Annotated in this window: 22 protein-coding genes; all 22 read left to right on the top strand. The window is 50.4% G+C overall.

The genetic code is table 11. The annotated features are described in order from the left end of the window. The first annotated feature begins 77 nt into the window (after positions 1 to 77). The 22 genes from U9M73_RS15600 to U9M73_RS15495 all read left to right on the top strand — a co-directional run bounded on the left by U9M73_RS15600 (position 78) and on the right by U9M73_RS15495 (position 24808). On the top strand, positions 78 to 584 hold the full coding sequence (locus U9M73_RS15600; RefSeq protein ID WP_323077963.1) for a hypothetical protein: 507 nt from the start codon (positions 78 to 80) through the stop codon (positions 582 to 584). A gap of 124 nt (positions 585 to 708) precedes the next feature. Further along, positions 709 to 981, top strand: a complete 273-nt coding sequence (locus U9M73_RS15595; protein WP_009223767.1) for an alpha/beta-type small acid-soluble spore protein — start codon at positions 709 to 711, stop codon at positions 979 to 981. Between the two features lie 175 nt (positions 982 to 1156). Next, a complete protein-coding gene (gene metK / locus U9M73_RS15590) occupies positions 1157 to 2359 on the top strand; it encodes a methionine adenosyltransferase (RefSeq protein WP_009223768.1) in 1203 nt (400 codons plus the stop codon). 197 nt (positions 2360 to 2556) lie between these two features. Then, positions 2557 to 6549, top strand: a complete 3993-nt coding sequence (locus U9M73_RS15585) for an Ig-like domain-containing protein (RefSeq protein WP_323077958.1) — start codon at positions 2557 to 2559, stop codon at positions 6547 to 6549. Between the two features lie 639 nt (positions 6550 to 7188). Next, complete coding sequence (locus U9M73_RS15580) at positions 7189 to 9960, top strand: stalk domain-containing protein (RefSeq protein WP_323077956.1); 2772 nt, start codon at positions 7189 to 7191, stop codon at positions 9958 to 9960. A gap of 47 nt (positions 9961 to 10007) precedes the next feature. Next, positions 10008 to 11180 (top strand): sensor histidine kinase, encoded by a 1173-nt coding sequence (locus tag U9M73_RS15575; RefSeq protein WP_323077954.1) that lies wholly within the window; start codon positions 10008 to 10010, stop codon positions 11178 to 11180. Beyond that, positions 11173 to 11901, top strand: a complete 729-nt coding sequence (locus tag U9M73_RS15570) for a response regulator (RefSeq protein WP_009225330.1) — start codon at positions 11173 to 11175, stop codon at positions 11899 to 11901. Before U9M73_RS15575 ends, U9M73_RS15570 begins: the two co-directional genes overlap by 8 nt. A gap of 343 nt (positions 11902 to 12244) precedes the next feature. Then, a complete protein-coding gene (locus tag U9M73_RS15565; RefSeq protein WP_260071903.1) occupies positions 12245 to 12664 on the top strand; it encodes a hypothetical protein in 420 nt (139 codons plus the stop codon). Positions 12665 to 13751: 1087 nt separating this feature from the next. Beyond that, the gene (locus U9M73_RS15560; protein WP_323077950.1) at positions 13752 to 15839 is read left to right on the top strand and encodes an ATP-dependent helicase ComFA; all 2088 of its coding nucleotides are present in this window, start codon (positions 13752 to 13754) and stop codon (positions 15837 to 15839) included. 1 nt (position 15840) lies between these two features. Further along, positions 15841 to 17082, top strand: a complete 1242-nt coding sequence (locus tag U9M73_RS15555) for a ComFC family protein (RefSeq protein ID WP_323077948.1) — start codon at positions 15841 to 15843, stop codon at positions 17080 to 17082. 117 nt (positions 17083 to 17199) lie between these two features. Then, a complete protein-coding gene (locus tag U9M73_RS15550; RefSeq protein ID WP_036645386.1) occupies positions 17200 to 17619 on the top strand; it encodes a TIGR03826 family flagellar region protein in 420 nt (139 codons plus the stop codon). Positions 17620 to 17749: 130 nt separating this feature from the next. Beyond that, positions 17750 to 18037, top strand: a complete 288-nt coding sequence (gene flgM / locus U9M73_RS15545) for a flagellar biosynthesis anti-sigma factor FlgM (RefSeq protein ID WP_009225335.1) — start codon at positions 17750 to 17752, stop codon at positions 18035 to 18037. Between the two features lie 9 nt (positions 18038 to 18046). Then, positions 18047 to 18547 (top strand): flagellar protein FlgN, encoded by a 501-nt coding sequence (locus U9M73_RS15540; RefSeq protein ID WP_009225336.1) that lies wholly within the window; start codon positions 18047 to 18049, stop codon positions 18545 to 18547. A gap of 29 nt (positions 18548 to 18576) precedes the next feature. Beyond that, positions 18577 to 20148 carry a flagellar hook-associated protein FlgK gene (flgK, locus tag U9M73_RS15535; RefSeq protein ID WP_323077944.1) on the top strand — a complete coding sequence of 524 codons (1572 nt, stop codon included), beginning with the start codon at positions 18577 to 18579 and terminating at the stop codon, positions 20146 to 20148. 41 nt (positions 20149 to 20189) lie between these two features. Beyond that, a complete protein-coding gene (flgL, locus tag U9M73_RS15530; RefSeq protein ID WP_323077942.1) occupies positions 20190 to 21080 on the top strand; it encodes a flagellar hook-associated protein FlgL in 891 nt (296 codons plus the stop codon). Between the two features lie 24 nt (positions 21081 to 21104). Continuing rightward, positions 21105 to 21503, top strand: a complete 399-nt coding sequence (locus U9M73_RS15525) for a DUF6470 family protein (protein WP_323077941.1) — start codon at positions 21105 to 21107, stop codon at positions 21501 to 21503. Further along, positions 21500 to 21925: a flagellar assembly protein FliW gene (gene fliW / locus U9M73_RS15520; RefSeq protein WP_009225340.1), complete on the top strand. Its 426-nt coding sequence runs from the start codon at positions 21500 to 21502 to the stop codon at positions 21923 to 21925. Before U9M73_RS15525 ends, fliW begins: the two co-directional genes overlap by 4 nt. After that, complete coding sequence (gene csrA, locus U9M73_RS15515) at positions 21925 to 22164, top strand: carbon storage regulator CsrA (RefSeq protein WP_009225341.1); 240 nt, start codon at positions 21925 to 21927, stop codon at positions 22162 to 22164. Before fliW ends, csrA begins: the two co-directional genes overlap by 1 nt. Before the next feature lie 22 nt (positions 22165 to 22186). After that, complete coding sequence (locus tag U9M73_RS15510; protein ID WP_050769760.1) at positions 22187 to 22549, top strand: flagellar protein FlaG; 363 nt, start codon at positions 22187 to 22189, stop codon at positions 22547 to 22549. Positions 22550 to 22572: 23 nt separating this feature from the next. After that, a complete protein-coding gene (gene fliD / locus U9M73_RS15505) occupies positions 22573 to 23973 on the top strand; it encodes a flagellar filament capping protein FliD (protein ID WP_323077940.1) in 1401 nt (466 codons plus the stop codon). 48 nt (positions 23974 to 24021) lie between these two features. Then, positions 24022 to 24411 carry a flagellar export chaperone FliS gene (gene fliS, locus U9M73_RS15500; protein ID WP_323077939.1) on the top strand — a complete coding sequence of 130 codons (390 nt, stop codon included), beginning with the start codon at positions 24022 to 24024 and terminating at the stop codon, positions 24409 to 24411. Continuing rightward, the gene (locus U9M73_RS15495) at positions 24404 to 24808 is read left to right on the top strand and encodes a hypothetical protein (RefSeq protein WP_323077938.1); all 405 of its coding nucleotides are present in this window, start codon (positions 24404 to 24406) and stop codon (positions 24806 to 24808) included. Before fliS ends, U9M73_RS15495 begins: the two co-directional genes overlap by 8 nt. Positions 24809 to 24861 lie beyond the last annotated feature (53 nt).

Raw genomic sequence — 24861 nt, 5'->3', positions numbered from 1 at the left:
CCCTCCGGATTTGGGCTTGTTCCTTTCTACCAAAACCTCTATCATAGACAATAACAGAGTCATAGAGGAGGAACATGATGAAGACGGGTTGGAAAATAGCAACGGCGGTGGTATTGATTGGCGGCAGTGTTTGGGCAGGATCGCTGCTGAATATGCAGGCGGAAGGGGCAGGGACGACGCCAGGAACTGCAGATGATCCCGTGGTTACGAAGAGCTATGTGGATCAAGCCATTCAGCAAGCTCTTGGGAATGGAGGATCCAGTTCACCAAGCGCACCTTCCGCTGGAGATTCTGACAGCAGTTCCAGCAACGAAGGAATTAAAATCGTGGAAGTCAAACCAGGCAAGATCCTTATTGCCTCTGCAGGGGCGGAGTTTATTGTTCGCGCAGGTAAAGCTGTAGTATATAGTGCGGATGCTAATGGTGTCGCAGACCTCACTGACGGGAAGGATATTCCGAACGGTGGAACAGTTACGAATAACCATCTGTTGTCTTTCCCAAGAGAAGGCCGAGGGATTCAAGTTCAAGAAGGCGATACTCACAACCTAACGGTCATGGTACGGGGCGGGTACCAAATTAAATAGTCCGCAGGCGCCCCGGTTGCCATATGGCAGGATTGGGCAGTACAGACAATACTTCCTGAGCGTAATGGAGGTAAAGTGAGGCTATGCTACTCCTGAAACCAATTTCTCAGGAGGTGTCTGGATTATGGCAAGAGGCAATCGGAAAATCGTACCGGAAAGTCGTCAAGTCTTGCAGCAATGGAAATATGAAATCGCCGCTGAGTTTGGTTTGCCCGTAGGGTATGGAGCGACAGGAGCGGGAGCGGATACAGAATTCGCCGGTGAATTGGGTGCTCTTGGCGGCGGGCAAAGCCATGGCGGAAGCTGGGGACATTTAACTTCCCGCGAAAACGGCTCTGTCGGCGGAGAAATTACGAAACGCCTCATCGCCCATGCTGAACGGAACTTTATCCTATAAATTATTCCACAAAAGTCATGAATTATTTTGACATGACTTGGCAAATGCGATACTATTTCCTTTGAGGATGTTAATCCAACCTTTTCCGATTTGGGAAAGGTTCATTTTTTGATTGGGCTTTATATTGTATTGGATAGACAGGCTATAGCCATACTATCCAAGGGAGGTTGAAACTATGTCCGTACAAGGGCGACACCTATTTACTTCCGAGTCTGTCACTGAAGGGCACCCGGATAAAATTTGTGACCAAATTTCCGACGCGGTACTTGATGCTTTTTTGGCAAATGACCCTTATGCTCGGGTAGCCTGTGAAGTGTCTGTAGCCACCGGGTTGGTGCTGGTAATCGGGGAGATCAGTACGAAATCCGAGTATGTTGATATTCCGGCAATCGTTCGTAAGACGGTTAAGGAGATCGGTTATACTCGTGCCAAATATGGCTTTGACTACAGTACTTGCGCCGTGTTGACGTCTCTGAACGAACAGTCGGCGGATATCGCGCAAGGCGTAAACGCCGCACTGGAAAGTCGCGATCAGGCTCAAGTTGATAAAGAGACGGAAAATATCGGGGCTGGTGACCAGGGTTTAATGTTCGGGTTTGCCACAAACGAAACGCCGGAGCTGATGCCGCTTCCGATTGCTCTTTCGCATCGGATTGCACGCCGCCTCTCCGAAGTGCGTAAAGACGGTACGCTTGACTATCTTCGTCCCGACGGTAAAACCCAGGTGACGATTGAATATATTGACGGCAAGCCAAAACGCGTAGACACGATTGTCGTATCGACACAGCATGCCGAGGAAATTACTTTGGAGCAAATCCAGAGAGATATTAAGGAGCATGTGATTCTCCCTGTCGTACCAGCGGAGTTGCTGGACGGGGATACGAAATATTTTATTAACCCGACGGGTCGTTTCGTCATTGGCGGACCTCAAGGGGATGCCGGCTTAACCGGGCGCAAAATCATTGTGGATACGTATGGCGGTTATGCCCGTCATGGCGGCGGAGCATTCTCGGGGAAAGACCCGACAAAGGTAGACCGTTCCGCAGCGTATGCCGCTCGTTACGTAGCGAAAAACCTGGTTGCTGCAGGGCTGGCCGACAAGGTCGAAATTCAGCTGGCGTATGCGATTGGGGTTGCCAACCCGGTATCCATCAACGTCGATACGTATGGAACCGGTAAAGTGCCGGAAGAGAAGCTGGTGGAGCTCGTGCGTGAGAACTTCGACCTTCGCCCGGCCGGAATTATCCGCATGCTGGATCTGCGTCGCCCAATTTACCGTCAAACCGCCGCATATGGTCATTTTGGCCGTACGGACATCGATCTGCCTTGGGAAAGAGTGGACAAGGCCGAGTTGTTGAAGGCGCAAGCAGGGCTGTAATTCATAAGATTAACTAACGGGTATCTGTCTTCTAAGAGACAGGCACCCGTTTTTATTTGCCCAGATTCGTTTTGGAAGATGGCTAAAGTTGGGACCCCTTTTTGCCGTTAATAGATATAGGTATGGGCACATCGAGGCCTTGCGGCTAAATGCAGATACATCGCTCTCGTATTGCATGAAAGGGGAAGATTACCAGAATGAAGCGAACTAGCCTAGGTAGAAAACTATCCATTGGTCTTGTTGTGGTTTTGCTCGTCAACTTGATGTATGGCATGATGGGGGCACAGGCTGCCGGAACATTTCAAGTGAGCCTGAAGCAACCATTAAATGGAGCAAAGGGTGTTTCGGTTGATACCAGCCAGGTCCAATTGGAGTTTGGTCGGGATGTGAAGATGGCAGGGGGGACGATTGAAGTTCGGAACTCGGCAGATTCCACAGTGATTGCTACGGAAGTGATCACCCCGCAAAGTTTTGCGATCAGCCGCTACGATATTAATTTGCCAACCCCGCTTGATTATAATACAACGTATCAAATCACAGGAGACGCAGGCATTTTTGTGGATGCCAACGATTCGACCAACGTATCTGAGGCAATCAATCTGTCCTTCACCACTCTATCGGCTGCGGGGAGTACGAATCCGACCTATTTACCTGTGTCTTTGTCACCTGGGAAAGGGCAGACCGTAAGTGGAACATCTACTCTATTAAGTATTACTTTCGATAAGGCGATCTTAAAAGGAACAGGCAATATTTATGTCAAAAGAGCTTCAAACAACCAATCGATTGCTACGATTGCAGTAAGCCAACCGGAAGTTACCGTTTCAGGGTCTACAGCTTCCTTCACGGTGAACAAGCTTACTGCAGGGGAACGCTATTATATCTTAATCGACTCAGGGGCGTTTAAAGACATCGATGACCACCCTTTTGCAGGGATCAGCAGTGCATCGGATTGGTACTTTAATGTACAGGGCACACCAGTTGCCTGGAGCAGTACGGTACCTGCAAACAATGCGACCGGAGTTCCTGTTACGGGAACGATTCAACTTAACTTTACACGTCCGGTGTATCCGATCGCAGGAAGCATTCGATTGGAGTTAAACAACGCGTCCGGAACTCTTGTGAAGGAATATAGCGTCACATCGGCTGACGTTAGTGGTGGAGGAACAAGTAATATCACGCTTACTCTCCCTACTCTGTCCTATAACACCAGTTATACGGTAAAGGTGCCAGCTGGCCTATTTGAAGACAGCGATCACAATATACTTACGACAGCCCGTAACTGGAGCTTTACGACAGGGAGCTCGTCGTCGACCACATTGGTTCCGACTTTCTCTCCGGCCGACCGGAGTACAAACAATGCGGTTACTGTTACACCAACGATCAAGTTTAATCGGACGATTCAACTAAATAATGCCTCTGGCATTAAACTGTATAAACAAGGATCTGCAACCCAAGTGGGAGCTGATGTCTCCTTATCTTCGGACAACAAGCAAGTCATTATCAAACCAGATCCGAAGTTACAAGAGGCTTCAACTTATTATGTGGACATTGCGAACGGGGCAATTTCGGATTATGCAACTGGAGCCAACTACCCGGGAATCAGTGGTGTTACAAGCTGGACGTTCCAAACTGTATCAGCGGACAAGACCGCTCCCGTATTACAAAGTGCAACGATGTACAGCAATTCTACGATTCGTTTGCAATATAACGAGGCGCTGGACTCCTCAGTCAGCTTGCTGACTTCCAGTTTTAGTGTGACAGTGAACGGCGAAACGCGGAGATTGTCTTCTGCGCATGTATCCGGAGACAGCGTATATGTTACTTTAGAGACCGGGGTTGCGGTTGGTCAGAAGATCATGATCAGCTATTCGGGGAATAGCGTTCGTCCGATCCGTGATGTGGCAGGTAATAATGCGGCGACTTTTTCCAAAGAGGTAACAAACAGCATTAATTCTGTACTGCCCAAGCCTAGTGAGGGTTTTGTTAGCGGTAGCACCTTAACTCTGTATTTCTCAGATGACTTAAAAAGCGTTTCGAGTAATGCTTACCGACAGTTCTCCGTCACCGCAGATGGGCGCTCCAAAGGGATCAAAAGTATTTCGCAAAGTGGAAGTATTGTCACGCTGTATTTATCCAGCAGTGTATCCAATGGTGAGGTTGTGAAGGTATCATATTCACCAGGCTCGTATCCGTTGCAAGACAGCCGAGGGCAGAATATTGCAGCTTTTAGTGACTATTATGTACGAAATAGTTATGATACCAAACCACCAGAAATTAAGAGTATCGAAGGATCCGGGAATAAGATTGTCTTAACCTATAACGAGGCCTTGAGTCCAACCAGTCTCCCGTTGAAGAGCCAGTTCTCAGTATTGGTTAACAATTCACCTGTTTACGTCACCAATGTCGAGATCAAAGATAATCAAGTGATTTTGACGTTAGCCTCCTCTTTTACACAGACGCAAAACGTCACGTTGTCTTACGTTTCTGGTATAGGAGGAACCGCCGATCTGAACGGCAACTTAGCCGGTTATATCGATCTGCAACCTGTATCATATGGATTGGTGATGGAAGGGATTCGCTCCGCTATCGTGCGGGGAGATACGATTACGGTGACGTTTAATGGAGGCTTAATGCCGATTTCGAATCTATCCATTTCGCAGTTCTATGTCGCGGTAGATTTGAACAACCGGACGATTCAAAGCGCTTCGATCAGCGGAGATACCTTAACGATCAAGCTGAGCTCTCCGGTGACGAAGTCTCAAACGGTGAAGCTGTCCTATATGGAAGGGGCAACCCCTTTATATCAATCGACGGGTACTAAAGTTAAGGGCTTCAGCGATTTGACTTTGCAAAATCTGACGGATACGGAAACAAGTACGGGTACAACTAATGGGGTCCCATCCTACCTTACTGCATTGAGCACTTCCGACTTTGGGAAGAGCGGATACGTGCTAGGGACCAATTCGGCAACAACTAGCAGCAGCCGGTTGACCAATGGCACCATCGTAAATAAATACACGTTGGATAGTGCGAAGGTTGCCGAAACTTTAAAATATTTTAGCAACAGTAATGTAAGCAACCGAATGCTTGTATTTGAAGTTCCATCAACGGAGAAGGCTGCTCAGGTAGTCATTCCGATGTCAGGCTTTATGGAATATTATAATAGCGGCAAAACGGGTTCTTTGGCGGTGAGATACGGAAGCACGCTGTTTGAACTTCCCATTGAGAAAATCCCGTTCTCTGAGCTATACCAAAGCTTAATGGTGAGCTCGATCAATAGCGCTAACCTGTTCATCCAATTGGAGCCGGTATCGAAGAACCAATTGCCAAGACCGACGACAGCAGCAGGTATCAACATCTCATCTATTGCTGACCCTATCCAAATCTCGGTGTCTGCAACGAACGCTTCAGGCGCTCAAAGCAGTGGAAGCTTGGATTTTACCGGACAACTGCATTACCGGGCGGCGGGGCAAGCTTCGGCAGCAGCCCAAGCTTCCTTGGTCCAGTATGATACGACATCGGGTGCTTTGAGCCATGTTCCATCCAAAGTGACAAGCAGCGGAGCGAATCTATTGTTTGACGGAACGATCACGGGAAATACGACGATCGGTCCTGCATTGGGTTACAGCTATTTTAGCGATACGACCACACACTGGGCTAAAAATGACATCCTTGAACTTGCAAACAAGCTCATTGTTGAACCTAGATCTAACTCTGGCACGAACTTCGAACCAAACAAAAACATCACCCGCGCGGAGTTCGCCGTCTTCATCGCGAAAGGGCTGGGGCTGGCCGGGGATGAGGCAAGTGCCCGCCGCTTCCCGGACGTTTCTTCCGGAACGACGGCGGCGTATATCGGGGCGGCGGCGAAGGCTGGGATTATCAATGGCAATGCCGACGGCACGTTTAAGCCGAACAGCAACATCACGCGGGAGCAAATGGCGCTGATGATGGTGCGGGCGATGGAATACGCTGGCTACAATACGTCGATGAACGGTGCGAGCACGGCAACGCTAACGAAGTTCAAGGACGCGGCCAAGATCCAGTCCAAGGAAACGGTGGCCAAAGCCGTGAAGGAAGGCATCATTCAGGGCGTAACGACAAATACGTTCCAGCCGCAGGGGAATGCGACACGTGCGCAAGCGGCGGTCATGCTGAAACGAGTTCTGGATAAACTGAACTACATTTAAATCTACAATGTTTCCCGGCACTAGGGGAGGAGCCCTGGTGTCGGGATTTTTTTGACTTAGGAGGGGAATGTAGGCGGCCAGATCTCTTGCGAGGATTATCCCGTTGCATCAGGTTGTGGAGGAGGGCGGATAGAGCTGTTCAGTAGAAGATCCCCTAGCAACTGTTAAAATGGGATGTATCGGCTCTCCCACGGTAACCGAATCTCGAACTCTCTTTTCTGAACGAAAGGGATAATCGTGCAAAAAAGGTGCGAGAAGGGGCGTGCAGATTGTAAATGTGTTTGTGAGTAAGTGCGTATGTGCATAAGTGCGGTGTTCGGAGTTGAGCAAGGCGGAGCGAGGCCTTCCTTCGGGGAAAGTTTTGCTCACAAGTTATCTACCAAATCCACATTATCCACAGAAGTTAAGCACATGCGATAAGAGGAACGAACAAAAGTTATCCTAGTTTTCCACAGAATTTATCCCCAATATCCACATTACCCACATAGATATTCCACAAAAGTTAAAGAAATTGATAGGTTCCTTTAACAATCTTGCTAAATTTCGTAACTTTTCGGCTTAAAAGTAGTCTATTAATAAGGGACTAGCTTTATAGAAGCGCGTTAGAAGCATGAACAGATGGGAGAGTTGTCTAACAAAATGGTAGTCAGAAGAGACGAAACCGGAACAAACCAAATCCAAGTGAATATGGATCTGGAAGTTGTCGAACGTCAAAACTCGAAGTTGGCCCACCTGGTGGCAAAGAGCGGCAAACGCATCGCACTTGTCACGCTGGCGGGATTGATATGGATTCAGCCTGTGATTGGCATTGGACCGATCGCGGGACCGGCTTTGACTGCGGAAGCAGCAGCAAGCCAAACGGTGAAGCTTAGCGAAGAAATGATCACGTCGGGGGCCAAGCTTGTGAAATACGAGTACACGGTGACCCGGTCGGGCAAACCGGTGAAGGTGCTGACCGATGTAATTGAGGTGGATTTGACGAATCCTTACGTCCAGCTGGACGTGATGACCGGCAAAGGGGGACAAGTAACGACGAGACAAAGCGTGGAAGGGATGGTCAAGGAAACCGGGGCTGTCGCCGGGGTGAACGGTGATTTCTTTGCGACCGGCGGCCAAGGCGTTCCGATGGGACCGGCGGTGTCGAAAGGGACCGTTGTTACCAGCCCGGCTCAGCTGCAGGGGATGTATGCTTTTGCCGTGCGCAATGACGGGACCCCGCTGATCGACCGTTTTGGCTTCAGCGGTACGGTGTTCGCCGAGGACGGTTCGACGTTCCCGCTTGCGGGCATCAACCAGGAATCCTATATGACTGAGCCGGACAAGGCCTATAGCCACGTGAACAAGATGTTTATTTATACGAGTGCCTGGAAAGCGGAGGAACGTCCAGCGGCCAGCGCAACGACGCCAACTGAGGTTTTGGTGCAAGGAGGCGTGATTACACAGATCTCCATCAAAGCGGCGATTCCGGGACCGGTGCCGGCGGATGGGTATATTTTGCGTGCGCATGGCACGGCGGCGGACTATGTAGCTACTCACCTGCAAGTCGGTCAGCGCGTGGATACAGTCTATCAGCTGCAATCTTTGACTGACGGGCAACTCGTAGACCCGGCGGATCTGAAAATGATGATTGGCGGCCACACGCTATTGGTCGACCAAGGCAAAGCATCGGCGTTTACCCGTTCAACGACATCGATCAGCGGAGGCAGCGCCGTGGCACGGACCGCAGTAGGTTACTCCAAAGACGGGAAAACGGCCTATATCATTACCGCCGAGAAAAACAGCAACAGCACCGGCCTCACCTTGAAGGAGCTGCAAGGCTTCATGACGGGAATCGGTGTCTGGAAAGGCTTGAACCTGGACGGCGGCGGCTCCACAACGATGGTCACGCGGCCGCTGGCAGAAACGACACCGCAGCTCACTTTTACGACGTCCAATGGGGCGGCGGGGCAACGTGCGGTTGCCAACGGGCTTGGCGTATTTACGACGGCACCGCAAGGTTCGCTGCTTGGTCTCAAAGTCAGCGGCTCCTCCACGTTGTTCATCGGGCAAACTGTGCCGTACGCTTTGAAAGGATATGATACGTACTACAATCCGATCGATACGAGCGGCATCCAAGCTTCGTGGCAAGCCAGCAACGGCAACGTGGTATGGACCGGCAGCGGCTTTAAAGGCGTGAAGGCGGGCACCGCCAAAATTACCGCCACCAGCGGGCAAGCCAAAACCAGCATGGACGTGAAGGTGCTGGGCGGCACGGATCTGGAAAGCCTGACGCCGGGCACAACGTTTGCTCCGCTGCAAGCAGGAACCAGCGTAACGGTCGCCGTAACCGCCAAGCTGAAGGATGGACGTACGGTTGACGTTCCAGCGGAATCGGTGAAATGGACGTTCAGCGGTATGAAAGCCAGCGTACAAGGCGGCGTGCTGACAGTCCAATCCGTGAACAATGGGGCGAAGTTTGCGTATGCGACGCCATCCTATGACGGCTTTAACGGAACACCGGTCGTGCTGTCTGCTTCCACCGAAACGATCTGGGAAAGCTTCGAAAACGTCGCCTACCCGATTTCCTTCACCGGTCTTCCGGCTGAAGCGAAAGGATCGGTAAGCATTGTGCAAGGAACCGGCGAGCGCGCCAACTCCAAGGTGTTGAAGCTAGATTACGATCTGACCGGCGGTTCCGGCAGCAAGTTTGCTTATGCCCAATTTAACGGCACGAGCGGCAGAGCGATCCCGGACAACGCAACGACCTTGACGGTGGATGTGCTAGGCGATGCGAGTCTGAACTGGGTGCGCGCCGAGTTGTCTGACGCGGACGGCAAGCCAGTTTACATCGACCTCGCGCGTCCGATGGATTACACCGGTTGGAAGACGCTGACGGCGGATCTGACCGCGGGTAACATCAAATTCCCGGCAAAGCTGAAGCGGCTTTATGTCGTAAACGTCGAAGAAGGCCAGGACGAACGGGCGCTGACAGGCAGCGTATCTTTTGACAATGTACGGTTTACGGCTCCTGCATCCGGCGGCAGCAACCAAGATTTCCCAAGCGCGAAGGCAGTGATGGTAATCGGCCAGAAGTCGATGACGGTAAACGGGAAGCAGCAAAACCTGGAAGTTGCGCCATTGCTCAAAGACAACACGACCTACGTGCCGATCAAGTACGTGCTGGACGTCTTTGGCGGGAACGCAGCTTGGAACGGGGCAGCCAAAAAAATCACGGTAACCCGCGGTGCTACGGTATTGGAGCTGACGGTGGGGCAGAAGACATTTTTGCTTAACGGGGTCTCTTCCAAAGCGGAGGTTTCTCCAATTATTGTTAACGGAAGGACTTTAGTCCCATTACGTTTGGTCTCCGAACAGCTTGGAATTGGCGTAAATTGGGAGAAGAAAACCAAATCCATTACCCTCGAATCATGATATGATTAGTCTGGGACTATACGGACTAAGAAACGGAGAAGGATTGTGTGGATTTTCAAGCGGATGCCATAGATCGCGTTATTAATAACGCCGTAAGCGTATTGGAAAATAGCAAGCTGCAGATCCTGGAAATACTAGATTCAGCCCGGAATGAGCTGAAGACGCTCAACAACGAGCTGCAGAATGTCATGAAGGAAACGGCGGAAACGGTAGAGAAGGTTGATCAACTTGAGGTCAACTACCGAAAATCCCGCATCCGGCTGACGGAAGTCAGCCGGGACTTCGTGCGTTATACTGAAGAAGATATTAAGCAAGCCTATGAAAAAGCAACCCAGCTCCAGCTCGACCTGCTCATTTACCGGGAGAAGGAAATGTATCTGAAGGCTCGCCGCGATGAACTGCAGAAGCGTGCACGTAACGTGGAGAAGTCGGTGGAGCGCGCCGAAACGATCAGCTCGCAGATGAGTGTCGTGCTGGAGTATTTTTCCGGTGAATTAGGACAAGTGACCCGGATTTTGGAATCTGCGAAGAACCGTCAGTTGATCGGATTGAAGATTATTTTGGCTCAGGAAGAGGAACGAAAACGTATCTCCCGCGAGATTCACGACGGTCCTGCCCAGCTTCTGGCGAATCTAGTGCTAAGGACGGAAATTGTAGAAAGAATGCTTGCTAAGCAGGAATTTAAACTAGTGCAGGACGAAATAGTAGATTTGAAAGCGCAGGTCCGCTCGAGTTTGGAAGAGATGCGGAAGGTTATTTTCAACCTGCGGCCGATGGCTTTGGATGATCTGGGATTGATTCCGACGCTGCGGAAGTATGTACATGACTACGAAGAAAAAACGAAAATCAGAGCAACCTTTGAAACCCGGGGCAAAGAGCACCGGTTGTCCTCTCCGATGGAGGCAGCGATCTTCCGGCTGGTACAGGAAGCGCTGACCAATGCGGCGAAGCATGCTTTTCCAACTTATGTGGGCGTTGAAATCACGTACCAGGCACAAATGATCCGTATTGTGGTAACAGATAACGGGTTAGGCTTCAAAGTGGACCAACTGGAACAGAAGACGAAAGAGCATACGCACTTTGGATTGATTGGCATGCGGGAGAGAGTGGAGCTGCTCGAAGGCCGGATGGAAATTGAATCGGCGGCCAACTTGGGCACGAAAATCATCATTCATATCCCAACCAACTCAGATAAGAGAAAGGAGTACCAGGATGGATAGTCTTACTAGTGGAACCAGACAAGTGATTAAAGTTCTCCTGGCGGACGATCACCAGTTATTTCGTGAGGGTCTGAAGCGGATTTTGAATATGGAGGAAGACATCGAAGTCGTTGGCGAATGCGGCGACGGCGCCCAGGTGCTGGAAAGCTGCTTGCAGCTTCAGCCGGAAATCGTACTGATGGACATTAATATGCCATTGTTGAACGGCGTGGATGCTACAGCCGAGCTGCGCGAGGCGCTGCCGGATGTGAAGGTCATCATCCTGTCGATTCATGACGATGAGAGTTATGTTTTTGAAACGCTGCGCAAAGGTGCGACGGGTTACCTGCTCAAGGATATGGAGGCGGAGTCCCTGATCAATGCGATTCGCACGGTGGCAGAGGGCAATGCGTTCATTCACCCGAAGGTGACGGGCAAATTGATTCAGCAGCTGCGCCGGATGGAATACCTGAGCGAAACGGGAGCGATTGCCGAGGATACCGCGATCCGCGAAGCAGGCGTGAAATTCGTAGCCGGCGACGACAACCCGCTGACCCGCCGGGAGGCCGAAGTGCTTCGCTTGATGGCGGAAGGCCGCAGCAACAAGATGATTGGCGAACATTTGTTTATTAGTGAGAAGACGGTTAAGAATCATGTCAGCAGTATTTTGCAAAAAATGGACGTCGATGATCGCACCCAAGCGGTTATTAATGCGATTAAGTTCGGCTGGGTAACCCTATAAGATAGCTGGGCTGGGTCACTCGAAATTGCCTAACCGTCCCGTGGCTGGTTTTGAAGGGCTTGGCGGGATTCGGGCGGGAGGCTCTTTGCGGCCGGGGTTACCATTTTATTCATGATCTTGAAAAGTGAGGCGATGTTGCCGTTACATCCGGAGTCTGGGCAGCATTTGGTGTCCCGGTTGCATCATTAACGCCTCTCGAACGAACGGCACCGGCCAATATACATAGTTGGTGGAAGGCTAACGGATTTGTTGATATACCTTGCTCTGCGGCTCCTTCCGTGCGAGCCCAGTAACCGACCTCTTGGCGGCGGCATATATTGTCGCTATAAGGGAGGTGGGTACGGTGGTTTCTTATATTGGCTGGATCCTTCTCAGCTACGGCTTGGCTGCGGCGTTGGTCCATGTTTTGCACGGAATGGTTCGGCAGGGAAAACGGAAGGATCGCGCGATTCATTATATTTTGGTGACGAGCAATCATGAGAACCAAATGGAATGGTATTTGCGGGCGCTCTCGTGGTATGCGCGGCTGCGTGGTTTATCCCTGCAGGTAACGGTGTTGGACGAAAGCTCGCAGGACGATACGCTGGCGATCTTGCGTAAGCTCGAAAAGCAAGGCGGGATAGAGCTCACCGTCATCGGTTTGGCGGTGGTGCAGCAAGAGGATGTGGAAGCGCATGCGGCCATGGTGGCCGAGGACGCGCCGGTCTGCATCGACCTTCGCGTACCGCGGGAGGCGGACAAAATTCCATATGTCCACGTGTAATCCCCTGTCTGGAATCGATGGTTCCGGAACTCAAGAACGACAGTGGCTGCAGGAAGGACAACAACATATGACCAGGCAGGCGCACAGCAATGCGCAGGTTAAAGTGTGAAGCACACTCTTTATGGCGAGTAGCCGAGGAGTGTGCTTTTTTGCATTTTTAGGCGAGATGGGGCGGCGGGGAGCTCTGAGGTCCAGATTGATGTGGATGGAGAGAAGGATGCGGTTGGGGGGGATTGAGGAGGTTGGGTGTGAAGGTGAGTAAATAAGGTGACGGGAAGTGGGAGGCAGAGCAGTAACAAGAGGTTGTAATAGGAAAATCAGAAAGTGGCATTGGAGGTGGACGGTGGTGGTCAGCGGTGTGAGGCGGCTTGGTTGGGGGTAATGAGCACGACTGAGAATGAGGGCTACGAGCAGTGCCTAGAAGACATGAGCTAACTGGTATATGCGAAGTGCAATGTGCACCTGGGCTCGAAGTGGTGGCCGTTCTAACGGAACTCAGAGGCGTTATTTGCCTGGGATTGCAAGAATGGGGATTTTAACGGAACGAGGAGACCTTATTTGCATCATGTGTGGGAGTTTTACCTTCTTTTTGGCCGGATAAGGTCTGTAGGTTCCGTTATCCCGGGAAATAGCCGGGAAATAGGCAAATAAGGTCACTCAGTTCCGTTACGTGAAGCCAATTCTATTGTGGGGCGATAGGTATCTCGGGGTCATTAGGGTACCTCAATATGGGCGCTTAATAGAGTACAAGATGCGACATGAGGTGTGAGGATTTTGGTGAAAGAAGTCGAAGCAACGGAGAAATTTTGAAATTGAAAAAAACTAAGATCAGAAAAAGAGGAATTATCCGAAAACTGTTGAAATATGGATAAAGATGTTAGAAATTAGGAGGACGGTGGAAATTGTGAGAGGGAGTCTGTATGCCGTACGCACTAAGTCAGGATGGCAGCTTCGTGCGAGTTTGGATTTGCACGTTGACTTGTTGTGGTGGATAGATAGGGAGGCGCACGCAATCTATTTATTATCGGAAGGGTTACCGTTCGGTTGGGCGGTTGAGGCTAGAGATTCCTTCAAGGCGTTCAGTGAGATGGATCGGTGGGCAAAGCGGGAATGGGATCATTTTTTGATGCGGACCTTGCAGGAGGAAATCAAAGCGGAGGCTAGGCTGATTCATCCGGCTGAGCCGTTAGATGAGGGTGCCCTGGTAGGTCGGCACCGGGGGTGGCTGGTGAAGGATGGCCAAGTCACGGCATGGGGACGGATGTTTATACATAGCGGGAATAGCGGGGATCCCAGGATGGGAATGAGGTTGACGGGACGGATTGAGGACACATTGGAATTAGAAAAGGATACGGAAAGGGAGATGAGGACGGGAATGTGGATGGAGAAAAAGGTCGGGGCCACGGGAAAAAGAGCCTTATCGAGCATTAATAGAGGTTTGGGTGCTAAAGCGGAGGTGTGCGATCAGGGGCAATACTCCATGCAGATGGATGGAGTAGGCGGGCCGACCGTGAGGGAGTGGGACGACGAGCATGACTCTCGGCGCGGGGGATCGGGTAGCGAGATGGCTGAGCTCGCCGATGCGGCGCAGCGCCTTGCCGCTGCGCTGGTGGGCCGCTCGCTGCTGGAGGCGGAGCTCCAGCAGCTGCTGGCGGAACGCCTGCCGGGCCTTGCCCCGGTCTGGCGTTCCGCCCTCCAGCACGCGCACCTGCAAGGGCGCGTGCAGCTCACGGCGGGCGTGGCCTCCGCCCGCCAAGATCCGGGCCCGCGTTGGCGCCGGGCCCGAACCCCCCGCTGCCGGCGCTGCGGCAGCGGGGTGCATCGCCGCACGCCCTGCGGGTCGTGCGGCTCCCGCGGCTGCGCCTACTGCGAGGCGTGCCTCGCGCTCGGGCGCAGCCGCTCCTGCGCGCTGCTGCTGCGCGGCAGCAGCGCGGGCGCCGTGCCGCCGCATGCCGGAGGCGGCACGGCCGCGGGCCTGGCCCCCACCGGGTCCCTGCTGGACCGGTGGGGGCTGAGCCCCGCCCAGCGCAGCGCGGCGGGGCAGGCGCTGCGCTTCCTGGCGCAAGCGCAGGAAGCGGCTCCGCAGCGGCCAGTGGCAGCAACGGCTCACGGAAGGCCGGCTCTTCTTCTGGCCTCGCGGCGTTCCCCCTTGCGCCGGACGGAAACCAGGTCCCGTCCGCCACGCTTCCTACTCTGGGCCGTAACCGGCGCCGGCAAAACCGAAATGATCTTCCCTCTGCTGCGCTATGCATTGGATAGCGGCGGCCGGGTGCTGGTCGCAACGCCGCGCCGTGATGTCGTGCTGGAGTTGGCGCCGCGGGTGGCGAAGGCTTTTCCCGAGGAGCCGATGGCTGTCTTATATGGCGGAAGCCCGCAGCGATGGGAGGAAGCTCGGTTGATATTGGCTACAACCCATCAGCTGCTGCGGTTTTACCAGGCGTTTGATTTGGTCGTGATCGACGAGCTGGATGCATTCCCTTATCACAATGATCCGATGTTAAATTTTGCGGCGGAGGCCGCTTGCAAACCGGAGGGCCGCTTTATTTTCCTGTCAGCAACGCCGCCCGCGCGAATGCGGAGAGAGATCCGGGCGGGCCGGCTGCCACACGCTAAAGTGCCGGCAAGATATCACGGCTACCCGTTACCAGTTCCTGAAAGAATCGCCATGGCGAGCGTGGAGGTTTGCCTCCGCCGCAGCTTTCTGCCCCCTGCTCTGCTTCACCCTCTGCAGCATTCCGTTCAGCGCGGGGCGCAGATCTTTATCTTCGTCACCCGAATTCGCCAGATTGCGGCTTTTACCGAACTTTTACGCACTTATTTTCCTGGGCTCCCCATTGAGGGGACCTCTTCCATAGATCCGGACCGGAGCGAGAAAGTGCTCGCCTTCCGGGAAGGACGAATTCGCATGCTGGTGACGACAACGATACTAGAGCGCGGCGTCACCGTACCCAAAAGCGATGTATACATAGTGGATGCGGACAGCGAATTGTTTGATGAAGCCTCTTTGGTCCAAATGGCAGGGAGAGCTGGCCGCTCCAAGGACGATCCGAACGGGAAGGTTGTGTTTGCCGCACCGGCGTGGACCAAGTCGCAGCGTGACGCGATTCGGCAAATCCGAATGATGAACGCGGCTGCTTACAAAAACGGCTTTATAAAGGTAAAGGAGGTTCAATAATATGATGAAGTCATCCCAGAGCGTTGCAAGCGGCGGGTTCCGGATGCGGAGCCGAAATTGGAGTCGCGTGAAAACATCCCCATGTCCTAAGCGAAATCCTTATGAGCGGCTAGGGGGCAAAGCTTGCCTTGAACAGGCGAACGGAGAAGCTTTTGCTGCGACGAGGAAGGTCTCGGAAACGGCGAATGGAGTCCATTCTGCGGATGACTTCACCTCGAACTCCTTGTCCTCGGGGACGGGCTGGCTTCATGAGGGACGCACTTTTTCCTGGACGGGCTTGCTTTCTCCGCTGCAGCAATTGCTTGCACCGCCCGCGATTCCCTGCTTAACCTGCGGCAAAACAATTTCCGAACGCGTCCGAGGTTACCCGGAAATCTGCTTGTCCTGCTATCTCTCGATCCCCTGGATCAAAAGCCCCCGCTGCCAAATCTGCGGCCGGCCGATGGGCTGCCCGGACTGCACCCGGACGGGACAAGCGCCCCGCAGTTTTGTCATGAACCGAAGCGCGGTTATATATAGCCCATTAATGCGGGAGTGGCTTGCCCAATACAAGTATCGGGGCAATGAAGCGTATGGTACGGTTCTTGCCCGGATGACGGGAATGGCGTATCGGCGTATGGTCAAAGAAATCAACGAAGCCGTTTCAACTGGTAACCGCAATGGGATCCCTTTCCGGTTCCATGCCGTGACGGCTGTACCGGTCAGCCACAACCGCATGCAGGAACGGGGGTTCAATCAAGCGGCCCGGCTGGCCTACGGCGCTGCGTCCGCTGGGCGTATTCCTTTGCTGAACCTGCTGGAACGCACCCGTCATACCGAGAAGCAAAGCTTTAAGACCCGCTGGGAACGTCTGCATGATTTGCATGATGCATTTCAACTTACCGCCCACGCTGCGGACAAGTTGTTGGCTGCAGTAAACGAGGTTAAATCGAATCGCAACTCAACTTCTTCCTGGGCGTCATCTTGGTTTGGCGCGGTTTCATGGGATGATTCCTATCCGCCAAGGTTACAAACAATGCCGCAAGTTGCAGAGAAGAAACTCCCGCGTTTTCAAGCGGCAGGACTAGATCCTTTTTCCCGAACTCTAACTGAACCTACACCCGAGCCGATACGTATTCTTCTCGTCGATGATGTCTATACGACGGGGAGTACGTTGGAGGCCTGCTCTCGTGTATTGCACGCATTGGGGGGACAAATCGGGAAACGGATCGAAATTTATTGCTTGACCTGGGCACGTTCCTAACCCTAAATTTTTACAAAATTCTTCAAAATTGTTGATAAAGTTATAGACGAATGACCTAGTCATAAGGTAATCTAACATCAAATGATGTTTTCAAGAAAGGACTGTAAGCGCATGGGGATGGAGCTTGGAAATTGTCCACGCTGCGGGAAACTGTTTGCTAAAAATTTCAGAGACATTTGTCCTTCTTGCATTAAAGATATTGAAGCAGAGTACGAGAAGTGCCTGAAGTATCTGCGTGAGGAGAAGTCTGCGACGATCCAAGAGGTTCATGAAGCGACGGGCGTATCCATTCGGCAAATTACCAAGTTCATCAAAGAGGGGCGCATTTCGATCGCCAATAACCCAAATATGATGTATCCTTGCGAAGTGTGCGGTGTCTTGATTCGTGACGGGAATATGTGCGATTCATGCCGTGCCCGGCTGACTCGGGATTTGAACTCCGCCCTGAAAGAGGACACTTCCAGAAGAAACGAATCGGGAGAAAAGAGCGGAAGTGGGGCTTACAGCGCCATCGACAAATTCCGTAGTCCCCAATGACTAAAACCGTGATTCTTTGGCATAATATTCTTAAACATCCAATGCTTCGCTATTAAAAATAATTTCAGTGCCGCCGATAAACTTAGTAAAGATTATCGGCTTTTTCTATTTGGAAGGAAGGTGAAGCCCTATGAAAATCAATGAAACTGGACGGGTTGGAGCCATCAATAACTATCAACGCCAGATTGATTCGCAACGTAAAGATACAGATAACAAAGCTCGCCGCAAGGATGAGGTCTCGATTTCGGCGGAAGCCAAGGAACTCTTGAAAGCGCAGGAGGTCGGAATCGATCCCGAGCGGGCCGAGCGGATTGAAGAGTTAAAGGCGCAAGTTTCCGCAGGAACCTATCAGGTGGAAGCACGCAAGCTCGCCGACAAGCTTGTCCCTTACTTCAAGTCTTTTCTGAACGAGAAATAGGAGGTTAGTATGTCAGTTCAGCCACTCATCGAAATTCTGAAGCAGATGGATGATCTTCACGCCGAATTGCTTGAAGTCATGGAATTGAAGAAGCAATCCATATTAGGGCGAAGTTATGAAGAACTGGTTCGCGTGATGTCCCGAGAATCGAAATTGGTGAAGGCCATCGAAGAACAGGAAAAACAACTGTTTGCATCCGCACAGACTTTCCTGCAAAGCAAAGGCATCCGATCTCAGCTGGAATTAACAGTATCGGAGCTTCTCCGGCTCGTGTTTGATCCGGAAGAGAAGCGTATGCTGGATGAGGCTAGACGGAAGCTTGGTGAGCGCCTGATGGAACTGAAACGGGTAAACGATCTGAATCAGCAACTAATTCAACAATCGCTCTCTTTTATTGATTTCTCCTTGAATTTGATGATTGGCGGCGAAGACGAAGGCACGACGTACTCCCCTCCATTGGCTCAAGATAAGAAAGCATCGGCAAGAAGCATGTTTGATACGAAGGCATAATCATTCGCAAGGGTAAAGGGGAATAAAAGATGACCTCTACTTTTCATGGGATAGAAACGAGTAAACGAGCGCTTTTTGTAAATACGGTGTCCATGCAGACGCTAGGGCATAACATTGCCAACGCGAACACCGAAGGATATACACGCCAACGGGTGAATCTGACGGAAGCCAATCCGATTTGGGCAATGGGCATGACGAAAAGTGCACAGCCTGGACAATTGGGGACCGGGGTTGAGTATACGAGCATTACGCGGGTGAGAGACACTTTCTTGGACACGCAATTCCGTCGGGAAAATCAGATGCTCGGGTCATGGGAAGTTCTTAATTCGAGCATGACCGCGATTCAAAATATCATTAATGAACCTTCAGGTAACGGGCTTAGCGCTGTTATGGACGATTTCTGGAATTCGTGGGAGACCTTGAACCGGGATCCTTCCTTGCTGAGTGCCCGCGTAGCTGTCGCTGGCGCGGCCAGTAACCTGGTCGATACGTTAAAGCATATTAGTGAATCCTTGAACAACTTGAGAAATGATATAAACACGAATATCGATAAGAAAGTGCTGGAGGCCAACAATATTCTCGATAATATTGCTCGGCTGAACGTGCTGATCCGCGACAATGAGAGCTTTGGGGATCATGCCAACGATTATCGTGACCAGCGGGATTTGCTGTTGGATCAATTGTCGACGATTGTGGATGTTCAATACACCGAAGACGAGAATGGGATGGTGAACATCACCTCGGCGGGGGTTAACGTACTGACGGGTGACACTGTTACGCCGCTGACCGCAGCTAATGCGAACACAGCTACGGCGGGACAATTAAACGGATATGTCAAATCCCTGCAGGAGACGGACTTGATCCGCAACCAATTAAATGGTTTAGTCAGCACCCTGGTGACTGGGGATATCAAAGTTACCTTAAGCAACGGATACGTTACGTCCTCAGATATTGTAGCGTTAAATGATGTTACAGTTGATGGGATGGGCACCGTAGCCGCAGGTACGGTGATCCCGGCCGGCTCCAAGATTACTTCTTCCATGGATGTCATGGTCAAAGGGTTTAATGGATTACATCAACTGGGCTACTCCTTAACGAAGCCAAGCTCTACTGGAATTCCTTTCTTTGTATCCGACAGTGGAACGTTCTCCATTGATGATATTAAAGTCAATCCCGACATTCTAGCAGATACGAATAAAATAGCGGCTTCCTCGCAATACGAGGTGATCAACGGCGTAAATACGACGATTCGGGGGAACAGCGACATTGCGAATGCGATCGCGGGCTTAAGAGATGCGATCTTCAAGTTCCCTGACGCGCTCACCTCGCTTTCCGAAGGTACGACGGACGACTACTTCCGGGCTTTGACGGCCGATTTGGGGATCCGGGCCAGCAATACCGAGCGCAATTATGAGAACGAACAAACGATGACCGATAATTTACAAATTTTGCGTCAATCCGTAAGCGGAGTTTCCATGGACGAAGAATTGGCCGATATGATTCGCTTCCAGCAAGCTTATAATGCAGCCGCCCGGAATATGACGGTGGTGGACGAGATGTTGGATCGCGTCATCAATTCGATGGGACGCGTCGGACTATAGTCCCGATAACGGTCTAAGGTGAGAATGAGGAGGTTCGACCAATGCGAGTAACAGGCATGATGCAGAACTTGCAGCTGCTAAAGAATTTACGAAATATCAATTCATCGCTAACGACCGGCCAACAACAGTTGGCCACCGGCCAAAAAATCAGCAAACCTAGCGATGACCCGATCGGCGTTGGTTATCAGATGCGGTATGATACGGATTTGGCGCGGAGCGAGGAGTTCCTGCTGAACGCACAGACCGGGACGGAAATCCTGAAAACGATGGATTCTTTGTTTCAGCAAGCAAGCGATGTGTTGAAACGCGCCCGGACCTTGGCGCTTCAAGGTGCCAACGGGACATTGGATAACCAGCAGCGCAGGACGATTGCTTCTGAGATCAGACAGCTCTATGAGCAGATGGTTACGATTGGGAACAGCACCTTTAACGGTAGATATCTTTTTAACGGACAGAAAACGGATCAAGCCCCTTATACTGTGGGCGGGGCTGCTTCTGCAACAACCGATCCTGGCTTGTTTTATCTTAACGTTAGCCCATCGGTGAAGATCCCCGTTAGTATCACGGGTGAAGTTGTGTTTGGAAATGCCAACACCCCGGATAATGTCTTTCAAGTGCTAAATGATTTAGCAACAGCGCTTGAGGGGGACGACGTTGACGGCATTCAAGAGAGCGTGAATCGAATTGATGCTTCCGTAGACCGTTTGAATGTAAGCTGGGCCGAAGTCGGGGCCCGCATGAACCGCTTTGATCTAATGATCAACCGGATTCAAGATGATCAAGTGAGCTTGCGGGAGCAACGTTCGAATGTGGCTGATGTTGATTTTGCGGAAGCGATCACGGACCTGAAAATGAAGGAAAATGTTCTGCAGGCTGCTTTATCGACAGGTGCGAGAATTATGCAAATCTCGTTGGTAGACTTTTTAAGATAAAGATTTACCTTTAGGGGGGATAACATGAGAGCGATCGGTTCCGATTTGCCAGCCGATTGGGGGAAGTACAGGCCGGCGGAACTTACGATTCACCTAACCCCGCCTGAAATGGAGACGGACTGGACCGGCGTATATGAAGATTTGGGGCTTAAACGCCCCAGTTCCTTATTAAAGGAGCTGAATCAAGAGAATCAACGCGCCATCCTGGAGAACATTTCGTCAAAGGCGAGGGAAGGCGACCGAATCGCACGGATTCAATCGGGCGAGAAGAATGTGTTTGGGCAAATCGCTTTTGAACGGTATATGCGAAACGGCCAAAAGGAACTGACGATCGACGCTCTTCCCAAGCACGGCGTTGTGATCGACTTTCGAATTTATCCCCCCGAAATCCATGTTAATCCGAGAGGAGCTCTTCCTAAATGATGCAAATCCAAAGTCAAGCATACGGATTGCTTGAAGTCGAAGAAGAGCAAATATATTCGTTCGAACCAGGCATATTGGGGTTAACGGAAATTAAGCAGTACGCTTTGTTTCCAATGAAGGATACCCCATTCTATGTATTGCATGCTTTGCAAGATCAAGTGAGCTTTATTCTGCTTCCCTCCCATGAAGTTGTTGAAAACTACAGTTTCCGCATCCCGGAGGACATCATTAGTTTAATGGAAATTTCGTCGCCTGAGGATGTAGGCGTGATGTTGATTGTCAACATTCAAGAGGAGAACCTGTATGTCAACTTGATGGCCCCTGTTTTGTTGGCCCCTCACTCCAGAAAGGGATGCCAGTATGTGATTAAAGATCAAGAATTCCCGATTCGTCACCCTCTTCAAGTTAAGGAGGGGAAGTAATGCTGGTTCTCAGAAGAAAAGTCGGAGAAACGGTTATGATCGGGGATGAAATTCAAATCCAAATTTTAGGCATCGAAGGGGATCAAATCAAAATAGGCTTTTTAGCCCCTAAAGAGGTATCGATCCTAAGGAAGGAACTATACCAGGGGATCGTCGCTGAAAATTTGGCAGCGAAGGAGCAAACCAGTCACCTGCAGCAAGAGCAAATCCTGAACCTGCTGAAAAATTTTAAAATGTGAATTTTGAAAGTAGGTGGGCTCTATGAATATCAACCGAACTGAGTTTAATTTACAAGACACCAAGAGATTTAGCGAGATGGGAATCGCCAAGGCATCACCTTCTTTGGCCCAAAATAGTGCTAACATTCAAGATCAACGGGCAAAGTCGATTTCCGAAGAACAACAAGAAAAAATGATGGAACAAGTCAAAAAGCTTAACGAGTCTATTGCTTCTTCTGGCAAAGAACTTAAGTTTAAGTACAATGAAGAGGCGGAACAGCTGTATGTTGAGGTGCTTGATGCCAAAACGAAAGAGGTTGTCACCAGCCTGCCTCCGGAATTTCTAATCGACTTGTCGATTAAGATGAAAGAAATGATCGGCATGTTTATGGACGAGAAAATATAGGTTAGCGGGAAGGAGAGCTTATCATGGGAGTAAGTTTAACGGGTTTGGCTTCCGGTTTGGATACATCTACGCTGATTACACAATTAATGAAACTGGAACGGGTTCCTTACACCAATTTGGAAACTAAAAAATCGACAATAACCAATAATAAAACGATATTTAACAATATAAATTTAAAACTCAAAACGTTGCGGGACGCAGCCACAGCGCTCTCCGACCTTGGTGCATTTAATGTCAGCAGCGCCACAAGCTCCGATTCAACCAAGTTGACGGCTACCGGCGGCGAAAACGCCATTAACGGCAGTTATTCCGTGAAGGTTATCCAACTGGCGAAGCAACAGGTGAATGCAACCGCCGGGATGCAGGTTACCGATGCCAATGGAGAAGATATTGAATTTACTTCGGCCGCTTTGGCGGAGGCCAAGTCGATCAAGATTGGCGGCCAATCGATTACGTTAAATGATGACGACTTCACTGGGAAGACATACAGCGAAGCGCTGTCCCTCATTGCTAGTCAAATTAATAAGCAATTCGGGGATGTTCAAGCTTCGGTTGTTCAAAGATCAGAAGGAGTCAAGAGCCTGGTGATTACCGCTAAAGAAACCGGTAAAACGGTCGATATCAGCGGTACCGGAAGCTTTAAAATGTGGGAGAAAGTTGCTGCCCAACCGGCCATTTTGGAAGTCAACAACCTAAGTGTAACGAGTACGAGTAATACAGTAGCCAACGCCATTCCCGGTGTAACCTTGCAATTACTGGCAGAGAACAGCACCGTAAATGTCGAAGTGAAGCAAGACACGGATAAGTTGGCATCGAAGGTTGACGATTTTGTTAAAGCGTACAACGATGTAGTCAAATTGATTCGCGAAAATACGAAGAAAATTGAAAATACGAAAGGCTCGGACGGCTCCTATACCAATTTCAAAACGAATTTGCAAGGGGATTCGACCCTTCGAGATCTTCAAAGTGAATTGTATGATATCGTGAACAGTGTAATAGGGAGCAGCGACAATTTAAAGCTATTAAGCGATATTGGCTTGGAAATCGATAAAGGGGTCACTTCTGCCTCCTTAATGACCGGCGAACTTAGCTTTGATAAAGATAAATTCAAGAAAAAGCTGGCTGAAAATCCTGAAGCTGTCGCCGAGTTGTTTCAAGGGGAGAATGGATTGGGGACCATAGCTAAAGACCGACTTTATGGCTGGACGAGCAGCAACGGTCTTATAGCTATCAAAATGGAAGGACTCCAAAGTGATATTGATTTTATTACGGAGCAAATGGAAAGTATGAGTGTTAGACTTTCCTTAAAAGAAGAAGCTTTAAATAAACAATTTTCACAACTTGAGGTGGCTATGTCCAAACTTCAAAGCCAGCAAAGCTGGTTGTCTGGTCAACTGAGTGCGCTTATGTCGTCTTCTTCATAATAAGTAAAATTAGTTTTTAATTAGTTTCCAATAGGAGATGAATGATTTATGGCTTCTCAAAATATGGCCGCCTACCAGAGTTATCAGAAAAACAAATATGAGACAGCCTCCCCGCACCGTCTGATTCTCATGCTCTACAATGGGGCCGTGCAATATGCAATGCGTGCTCAGAGGGCGATTCAAAGTGGCGATGTTAAAGAGACTAACCAATATATTCAGAAAACCCAAGCCATTCTATACGAGTTAATCAGCTCTCTGAACGAGAAAGAAGGAGGAGAACTGGCTCGTAACTTAAAAAATCTCTATTTATATATTATCGATCGCCTGATTCAAGCGAATATCAAAAAAAATCCGGATTACATCGAAGAAATCATTGGACATTTAAACGAGTTGAAGTCGGCATGGGAGCAAATCGGTAAGGAGGTCAGCCTTGGGTAGGAACGGAGTTTCAGATCAGGCGGGAAGACGGGAATTGTACGAGGAACTGCTTGCTTGCACCAATGCGCAGTGCGATTTGCTGTCATCGGGCGATTCATGGGAGCATATCGCTGACTCTTTTTTGCAATTGTCCGCCCGGTGGGATGAAATTCGTGCTCAAATTGATCGCTTGAAACAACCGGAGCCCGAGGAGTTAAAGGATTCGGACGGCTACCTTCAAGATTTAATTAGGAGAATCGCCATTGGCTTAAGAGAGGTCGATAACAAGCTGCAGCAAAGCGTTGGTGAAGCAGGAACAGGCTTGAAAACAGTCAAAGATCAGCAGAAGCTGATGAATGCGTATTATGGAATGGACCGCAGGGGAAGTCATGCTTACTATTTCGATGAGAAAAAATAATTTATTTTAGGTATAAAGTTGTATTTCTTACCTGCCGATATAATGATTAGGCC

Source organism: Paenibacillus phoenicis (genome assembly GCF_034718895.1).
Lineage (GTDB): Bacteria > Bacillota > Bacilli > Paenibacillales > Paenibacillaceae > Fontibacillus > Fontibacillus phoenicis.
The sequence above is the reverse complement of the archived record's forward strand: the minus strand, read 5'-3'. Positions and strand labels throughout refer to the sequence as shown.